This is a genomic window from Thermodesulforhabdaceae bacterium (assembly GCA_037482015.1).
Classification (GTDB): domain Bacteria; phylum Desulfobacterota; class Syntrophobacteria; order Syntrophobacterales; family Thermodesulforhabdaceae; genus JAOACS01.
The window spans coordinates 92,079-99,664 of record JBBFKT010000008.1; the positions used below are offsets into that span (position 1 = coordinate 92,079).

6 protein-coding genes are annotated in these 7,586 nt (G+C 42.6%); 2 read left to right on the top strand and 4 right to left on the bottom strand.

Annotated features, from left to right (window positions below; translation table 11 throughout):
- The first annotated feature begins 2 nt into the window (after positions 1–2).
- Entirely contained in the window at positions 3–746 is a 744-nt protein-coding gene (cobS, locus tag WHS38_09645) for an adenosylcobinamide-GDP ribazoletransferase (protein MEJ5301238.1), read from the top strand.
- A gap of 23 nt (positions 747–769) precedes the next feature.
- The gene (locus WHS38_09650; GenBank protein ID MEJ5301239.1) at positions 770–1,768 is read left to right on the top strand and encodes a biotin--[acetyl-CoA-carboxylase] ligase; all 999 of its coding nucleotides are present in this window, start codon (positions 770–772) and stop codon (positions 1,766–1,768) included.
- A 4-nt stretch (positions 1,769–1,772) separates the two neighbouring features.
- Here WHS38_09650 and dksA read toward each other — a convergent pair whose 3' ends face one another.
- From dksA to WHS38_09670, 4 genes are all read right to left on the bottom strand, one after another.
- Positions 1,773–2,135, bottom strand: coding sequence for an RNA polymerase-binding protein DksA (gene dksA / locus WHS38_09655; protein MEJ5301240.1), 363 nt, complete (start codon positions 2,133–2,135; stop codon positions 1,773–1,775).
- 113 nt (positions 2,136–2,248) lie between these two features.
- Complete coding sequence (gene moaC, locus WHS38_09660; protein MEJ5301241.1) at positions 2,249–2,740, bottom strand: cyclic pyranopterin monophosphate synthase MoaC; 492 nt, start codon at positions 2,738–2,740, stop codon at positions 2,249–2,251.
- Positions 2,741–2,817: 77 nt separating this feature from the next.
- A complete protein-coding gene (locus WHS38_09665) occupies positions 2,818–4,896 on the bottom strand; it encodes an ATP-dependent DNA helicase (GenBank protein ID MEJ5301242.1) in 2,079 nt (692 codons plus the stop codon).
- Positions 4,896–7,292: a PBP1A family penicillin-binding protein gene (locus WHS38_09670; GenBank protein ID MEJ5301243.1), complete on the bottom strand. Its 2,397-nt coding sequence runs from the start codon at positions 7,290–7,292 to the stop codon at positions 4,896–4,898. Before WHS38_09670 ends, WHS38_09665 begins: the two co-directional genes overlap by 1 nt.
- Positions 7,293–7,586: the final 294 nt, after the last annotated feature.

The following is a 7,586-nucleotide window of genomic DNA, read 5'->3' on the forward strand; positions in this document are numbered from 1 at the left end:
CAATGTTAAGAGATTTTTTACTGGCTCTTAGCTTCCTAACGCGCTGCCCGGTTCCACAACGAATATTTGAGTCAAATCAGTTGCAATTTTCTCGAGCCTTTGTGTTCTTTCCCCTGATAGGTGCTTTACTTGGAACAGTAATAGCCGGGTTCTTAGCTGTGAGTCGCTACCTATTCCCCACATTTATTTCTGGTTTTCTAGCAACAGGTCTCATCCTTTGGCTTACTAGAGCTCTCCATCTCGATGGCTTCGCCGATTGGATAGATGGCTTGGGAGGTGGTTACACCCCCGAAAAACGCCGGGAAATTATGAAGGACAGTCGCATAGGCACCTTTGGAGCTGCATCTATCACGATTATTATCGGAATTAAGGCTTTTTCTATGGGCGTTCTTCAGCAGGCTGGAGCCTGGCAGGGAATTATAATAGCGCCGGTTTGCGGACGATTCGCAATGGGACTTTTAGCATGGCGAGCACAGGGGAACAATCAAGGCCTGGGAGCAAAGTTTATCGAAGGATTTTCCTGGAAAATTCTTGTCCTATCTTTTATGTGGTTTTTGCCCTTTTTATTCTGGCATCCTGTTTTCGCCATTGTTGCCATGGTCACTTCTATAAGTGAAGTGCTACTGTTAAAGCGTGGTTATATTGCATCCTTTGGAGCTATTACGGGCGACCTTTTCGGCGCCACCTGCGAAATTGTAGAAACGACCATTTTTCTTCTCGGGGTGGCGTTCTTTAGAATTCCTTAGAATTGCAGAAGGAAGCAACAACCATGAGTGACCAGTCTCTTATAGAGATTCTACGCATATTTAAATCTTCGCCTGATAAGGAACTTTCAGGCGAAGAACTGGCATTAAGGTTTGGCATCACAAGAACGGCTGTTTGGAAAAAAATACAGAAACTCGAAGAACTGGGCTATGTTTTTGAGAAAAAACCTAAACAGGGTTATCAACTAATTTCAGTGCCCGATTTGCTACATCCCGTAGAGATACTAAGTGAACTTAAAACATCATGGTTTGCTAAACGTTACTTTTACTACAGAGAAATCGATTCTACAAATACTGAAGCAATGAAGCTAGCTATGGAAGAAGGTCCTGAAGGAATAGCGGTCGTAGCAGAAAGCCAGACAGCAGGACGAGGCAGGCTTGGTAGAAGTTGGGTTTCTCAGCCTAAAAAAGGTCTTTACTTTTCTTTCGTGTTGCGTCCTTCCATAGAACCCCGTGAAGCTTCACAACTCACTCTCCTGACGGCTCTCGCTCTTGTTGAAACATTACAGAGCCTCTATAAAATTCCCGCCATGGTAAAATGGCCTAATGATATAGTTGTTGAAGGCAAAAAAATCGCCGGAATTCTTGCAGAAGCTCACATGGAACCTCAGAAACTAAAATTCGTTGTTGTAGGAGTTGGGGTCAACGTTTTTTACAGCCAGGAAGATTTTGTCGGCAACTTCAGATATACTCCTACCTCCATATCTATAGAACTCAAGAACTCCCCCGCATTTATAAGAAGGCAGGATATTCTTGTCAGTTTCGGAAAAACATTCGAAGAATTTTACGAAACCTTTCTTATTTCAGGCTGGCAACCCTGGATAGAAAAACTACGGAAGGCTTCCATGCTTCTGGGAAAGTTTGTAACCATCAACACAGGACGTGAAAAAATTTCTGGAACTGCTGTTGATTTTTCAACCACCGGAGGACTCATTCTTAAACTTCCTTCCGGTGGAGTTCAAGAAATATGGATCGGGGATGTGGAACAGGTAACATGGGAATAAAAATCTATTCGCCTCTTATTTTCTCTAATGCCTCTTGCTTACGTTTGCATTCAATACAAAGAGTTGTCACAGGACGGGCTTTAAGTCTTTCAATATCAATGTCATCACCACATTGTTCGCAAATTCCAAAGGTGCCATTTTCGATTCGCTCAAGAGCCTCACGGATCTTCCCAATAAGCTTTCTTTCCCGTTCCCTAATTCGAAGCAAGAAACTTCTTTCAGCTTCTGCTGATGCTCGATCAGCCGGATCAGGGAAAAAAGTTCCGTTATCGCTCATGTCTTGAACAGTCTTTTCCGCCTCTTCCAAAAGTTCTCGCAGCCGATCCTGCAAGAGTTTTTTGAAGTAAAGCAAATCTTCTTGTTTCATAGGGATCTACTCCTCGCAATCGAGATTATCTTCTTCAACCACTGTTTGCGGCTATCAACATCCCAAAAGCATAGGAAAAGATGCCGCTTGAGCGGTTTTTAGCAAAAGGATCATTAATAGGAGCGATTGAACACACCACTTTTCCCGCCAGATTTATAAACAAGTCGTATTTGGTCTATAGTCATCATTTTGTCAAGAGCTTTGCACATGTCATAGATAGTCAAAGCAGCAATAGAGACAGCGGTAAGGGCTTCCATTTCTACCCCAGTTTTATCAGTCGCTTTTACAACGGAAAATATGGCAATAGCTGGAGGCTCCCATTCTATTTCAAAATCAATATTGACAGACGTTAGCGCTAACTGATGGCAAAGCGGTATAAGTTCCCATGTTTTTTTAGCTCCCATAATTCCTGCTATCCGAGCGGCTTCCAGAACATTCCCCTTGGGTGCATCTCCACTGAGAATAGCCTCTAAGACCTCACGTGACATTTTAACTTTACCTTCTGCTCTGGCCTCCCTCAAAGTTGGGAACTTTTCAGTAACATCCACCATTCTGACCTGACCCTTTTCATCAAGATGAGTAAAAGAGCTGTTTGTTGAACTCATGAATAACCTCTTTTTTCTTCTTCCTTATAAAAGAGCATAGCGGTAGTGATCACTTCTTCCACAAAAACAGACAATTATTATACTACCATAAACTTAAATAACTCTTCAAAATTCTCAACAACCTTACATGATGGCAAATTAGCAAAAACCCAGCGACCATAACCTTTGGTCCTTATTCTTATATCAAATATGCCCACCACACCACAGTCGCGAGATGATCGTATCAGCCGTCCTATGCCCTGCCGCAAACCAAGAATCATTTTCGGAACATAATAGTCCATGAAAGGATCTCCACCAGACATAGTGATATACTGAGAACGACCTTCAACAAGAGGATCAGAAGGCGAAGGAAAAGGAAGTTTATCAATCAAAAGAACTTGAAGACTTTCCCCGGGAACGTCAATTCCTTCCCAAAAAGTGCCTGTGGCAATAAGTATAGAACCGGTTTTAACACGAAATTCTTCAAGCACATGAGATCGCGATCCTTCACCTTGAACAAGTATTAAGCGGTCGGGCAGTTCTTTTCGAAGACCATCTGCAATAAGCTTCATATTACGGTAGCTGGTGCACAAAAATAGTGTTCCCCCAGGAAAAGATTTAACTATAGGGACAGTATATTGGAGAACAGCGTCTATGAAGCCTGGATCATCAGGCATTGGAAAATGAATCGGAGGTATGAAACACATCATTTGATCTTCGTAAGAGTAAGGAGAACCAATAGTTAAGGTTTTGGTTGATGGATCAAGACCTACGTGAGTCTTAAAATAATCAAAATTCGATCCGCCACCAGAATTTGCCACAGCAATGGTGGCAGATGTGAAAATAACGGAAGAATATGATCCAAAAAGTGATTCGGAAACTGAAGTTGAAGCGTTGAGAGGCGTGAGATAGAGAGAAAAGCCGTGATCGTTCATTTCGAACCATATGAAACTGTCGGGGGATTGGTTATCAGCTAGTTGAGAAAGAACGCTTTGACATCCATCAGCCATGGTAATGGATGTCAGGTGATCTTCTTTGGTTTCGTCCAAAATAAGCCTTATACTATGGTAGCCATCAGCAATAGCTTTAACAATATCCATAAACTTGGACATCTCGGAACTATCACGTAAAACTTTTTGAAGGTTCGCTCTCATTTCTCCTGGTGATACTGTTGATAAATCACCTGACTTGCTTACATATGCCTGATTTATAATACCAAGCAGGATGTCATGGTAATCAATAATCTTTTGTTCTATCTTTGTGTATTCTTTCCAGACTTCTCCTTTTCTTCCAGTAGCAAAGCCCAACTCTTCTGCGAGTTTTGCTAAGTAAGAAGAGTGATAAGAAACCGTAAAAGCGCGAGTAATCACGTCGGGTAGGTGATGAGCTTCGTCGATGATGAGCACATCAGCTGAAGGGATAACTTCAAAAGCCTGGAAAGCCTTTCCGGCAAGATCTGTGCAGAGAAGGTAATGATTAACAACTATGAGTTTTGCGGATGAAGCTTTTTTTCTGGCGTTCATAACAAAACAGGAACCAAAGAAGGCACAGCGCGGTCCGGGACACTGTTCAGGGGAAGCACCTAGAACATATCCCAGCATCTCTTCCCAATTAGGTTTTTTGTATGTAGCAGAAAGTTTCGCTTGACTTGCCAACTCGATAGAGAGTTCGGAAAGTTCTCCTGTGGAGGTTTTCCTGAGCCATCGCCTAAAAATCTTGATAAATTCCCCTAATCCGTCGTAATTTCCAAAGACTTGAGCCAGTTGCCCTCTCATGATTTCCTGTTCAAGCCTTCCAAGTCTCCTTTTGCAAAGATAATTCAATCTACCTTTGAGAAGACACACACTATTCTTGTCTTTGAAATGATTGGGAGCTACCTTTTCCAAAAGAAAAGGAATATCTTTTCGAACAAGTTGATGCTGAAGGGTTTTCGTAGCGGTTGAAATAACAGCCCTTTTCCCGGAAGCAAAGATAGGAGTGAGATAAGCAAGGGTTTTCCCTACCCCCGTTCCGGCCTCTACAATAATATGTTCTTTCTTTTCTATAGCATCAGCTATGGCTAAAGCCATTTCTAACTGTTGTTTACGATATTCATAATAAGGAAACAATTTGGCAAAGAGACCTTCTTTTTCCGGAGATCCAAACCACTCTTGGAGAGTTTTTGTTATGTCTGTCATCAGAATAGTCCTGACTTGTAAATCGATTCTCCCGTATCTCCCACGTCTTCTGGAATTTCTTTATCATCCACAGTAGTACTTTCTTCTTCCGTAGTAGTAGAAGGTTCCAAACTGGCTTTGTAGGAAGAAACCGTATCGGCTTTAAAAGGCACATAAGCTATTTTTTCTCCTTCAGATGAAGGGGCTTTCACGAAGACAACTTCTGGGGGAGGCGTAAAGGGCTTTATGGGCTTGTCGGTAAGCCATTCTTTCATGAAAGTCGTCCATATGGGGCATGCAACCTTCCCTCCAGCTTCGCCCGCACCAAGGGATTTAGTATTATCGTCATAACCGACCCATACGCCCGCAATGTAATCAGGTGTGTAACCAATAAACCAGGCGTCTCTAAATTCGTTACTTGTGCCTGTCTTCCCTGCAACAGGTCTTCCAAGAGCTTTTGCAGCTTTACCTGTGCCTTCCTGAACAACGGCCGTGAGCATATCCGTGATGATGTAGGCGGTATCGGGAGAGATAGCTTTTTTCTGTATTATGGGAAATTCTTCCATCACATTTCCGTTTCGATCTAGGACTTTAGTAACAAATCGGAAAGGAACAAGGACACCATTATTGGCAAAAACGGAATAGGCTTGAGTCAGTTCAATGACAGGAAGTCCAGAAGCACCAAGAGAAAGAGCTAAAGTAGGGGTTAAGGGTGATTCTATACCAAGCTTTCGAGCCATATCTATTACTTCATCAATACCTACAGCATTAGCGAGTTTTACCGCCACAACGTTTCTGGACAAAGCCAGAGCTTTTCTCAAGGTCATAGGACCCATGAAAGAACCATCGTAATTTCCGGGTGTCCATAGCCTGCCACTACCGCCCTTGAAAACAACGGGAGAATCAACCACTGTTGTAAGTTCGGTAAAACCATGATCTACAGCAGCGGCATAAACTATGGGCTTGAAAGCCGAGCCGGGTTGACGACGAGCCTGAGTAGCTCGGTTAAATTGACTGGAACGGAAATCGCGCCCACCCGCGAGAGCAAGAACATCACCTGTTTTAAGGTCGGCAAGTATAAAGGCGCCTTCTACTTCAAGGCTTTGCTCCAGCATTAATGTTTTTGATGGTTGAGACGCCTCATAGCTTTCCTTTTTTGATTTTCTTGGTTTTTCTAAAATATTTTTCACAGAAACTTTGATAACCGATCCCGGCTGCAGGAGGGATTTCATGGTGTAATAACTTTTCCCTGTCCATTCCCAACCGGTTCGTTCAAGGAAAAGTTCTTTAGGGCCAAGTGATACCAGAAAAGCCTTTTTTCTGTCATCACTTCCAATTACCAGACCTTCTAAGACCTGCCCTTCAGAAATATTGGGCTGTCGTTCCCTTAATTCTCGTATAAAGTTTTTCCATTGGCTTTTAGGAACCACTCGAATAACACCCTTAAAACCGTGACGTTTTTCATATTCTGAAAGTCCATTCAACAAAGCCTTTTCAGCTAGAAGTTGAGCTTTAGGATCATAGGTGGTGTAAATTTGCAGCCCTTCTTCATAAAAGGTTTTCTCTCCGTAGCGATCTATCATTCGACGCCTAACTTCTTCAATGAAATGATTCATTTCTTTCAGGGACCTTCCTCTTTGTCCCTTTAATTCAATGGGGTATTGTCGTGCTGCTTCTGCATCTTTGTGAGAAATGAAATGCTCCTCTTCCATTCGACTAATAACGAATAGCTGTCTTCTTCTTGCCTCATCAAAATTATCGTAAGGGTTAAACTTAGAAGGAGCCTTTGGAAGTCCTGCAATGAGAGCCGCTTCAGCTATTGTAAGATCCTGAACATGTTTTCGGAAAAAGGTTCTTGCTGCTGCTTCCACTCCGTAGGCACCCGCTCCAAAGTAAACCTGATTAAGGTAAAGCTCCAGGATTTCATCTTTAGAAAGGAACTTGTCTATTTTGTAAGCCAGTATGGCTTCACGAATTTTCCTTTGCCAGGTTCGTTCTGGGGAAAGGAGAAGAGATTTAACCACCTGTTGAGTGATTGTGCTTCCACCTTGAACTATAGTTCCGGCTTTAATGTTAGCAAGAGCAGCCCGAAATACGCTCCATATATCTATACCGGGGTGTTCGTAAAATCGAGCATCCTCCACAGCCAGAAAAGCTTTGATGACGTGAGAGGGCACATCCTGAATTCGCACAAGATAACGCCTTTCGTGATAGAATTCAGCTATAGGCGTTCCATCAGCGGCATACAGGGTCGTGACTATGGGAGGACGATAGTTTTTAAGAGAACTAACGGATGGAAGTCCTTCAGTAATGTGGTTGTAAAGCGAGACACCCACTCCAACCGCAAAAGCAAGAAAGGATATAGGGACCACCAATAATATTATGATCCAAAAAGATAAGGCGCCTTTTCGGTTCATTTGATGTTGTTTTCTCCCTTTTTGTTAGAAAATTTTAGTTTCGGCACTAGCCAATACGCTGGTAGTTCTAGAACATGGAAATGTTAGTGTAAAGCGGATTTTCCTAAGTAAACCATCTCGGTAAGAGATCATCTCTTGGCTCATGTACAAACCTGGTGCAATAGAGTATACTATACTGGACTTTTTCTCCTGGAGTTGATGTATGGAGTTTCCGATTGTTGACCTTTTAGATGATGAACTCAGTGAACAGTGGCTGATGAAATACTTCCATCCCAATGGGTTGAAGTGCCCAGG

What these genes read in the sequence shown, in the direction of transcription:
- cobS (MEJ5301238.1), top strand. Translation starts at nt 3, where the DNA reads ATGTTAAGAGATTTTTTACTGGCTCTTAGCTTCCTAACGCGCTGCCCG.
- WHS38_09650 (MEJ5301239.1), top strand. Translation starts at nt 770, where the DNA reads ATGAGTGACCAGTCTCTTATAGAGATTCTACGCATATTTAAATCTTCG.
- dksA (MEJ5301240.1), bottom strand. Translation starts at nt 2,135, where the DNA reads ATGAAACAAGAAGATTTGCTTTACTTCAAAAAACTCTTGCAGGATCGG.
- moaC (MEJ5301241.1), bottom strand. Translation starts at nt 2,740, where the DNA reads ATGAGTTCAACAAACAGCTCTTTTACTCATCTTGATGAAAAGGGTCAG.
- WHS38_09665 (MEJ5301242.1), bottom strand. Translation starts at nt 4,896, where the DNA reads ATGACAGACATAACAAAAACTCTCCAAGAGTGGTTTGGATCTCCGGAA.
- WHS38_09670 (MEJ5301243.1), bottom strand. Translation starts at nt 7,292, where the DNA reads ATGAACCGAAAAGGCGCCTTATCTTTTTGGATCATAATATTATTGGTG.